General features: G+C 64.3%; 1 protein-coding gene. It reads right to left on the bottom strand.

Translation table 11 applies throughout. The features are described 5' to 3' along the window. Positions 1 to 540, bottom strand: a 540-nt coding sequence (locus E8E95_RS00075) for an Ig-like domain-containing protein (RefSeq protein WP_280347124.1), incomplete at both ends; no start/stop codon positions are given.

The raw sequence follows: 540 nt of genomic DNA, 5'->3' as shown, positions 1-540 counted from the left end.
GTCGGTGGCGGTGCCATCGGACACGGTGTAGGTCGCCGTCGGCACCGGGCCGTTGTAGTTCGGCGCGGGCGTGAAGGTGAAGCTGCCGTTGGAATTGATCACCAGGGTGCCAACGCCTGCGAGGGTGGCCGTCTGGCCGGCTAGGTATGTGCTGCCGCCCACTTCGAACTGGGTAACGGTCAGCGTGTCGTTCTCGACATCGCTGTCATTGGTCAGGACATTGCCGGTGGTCGGGATGTCCTCGATCACCGGGACAGGGCCGTCATCGCTGGCGACAGGCGCGTCGTTTTCCGGCGTGACGGTGATATCCAGCGTGGAGTTGCTGCCGGTATTGGTGGTGTAGGTGACCTGCGGCACCGCACCGTTCCAGTTCTGCGCCGGAGTAAAGGTGTAGTTGCCGTCCGCCGCGATGGTCAGGGTGCCGACACCAGCGATCACGGCGCTGGAACCCGCGCTGAAGGTGCCGGTGACGCCCGACACGGTGAAGCTGGCGACGGTGAGGGTGTTATCCACATCACTGTCGTTGTCCAGCACGTTGCC

Origin of the sequence: Pseudomonas sp. BN414 (genome assembly GCF_029871275.1) — a bacterium.
GTDB classification, from domain to species: Bacteria; Pseudomonadota; Gammaproteobacteria; order Pseudomonadales; family Pseudomonadaceae; genus Metapseudomonas; species Metapseudomonas resinovorans_C.
Note: the sequence above shows the minus strand (reverse complement) of the source record. Positions and strands in the feature narration are given on the sequence as shown.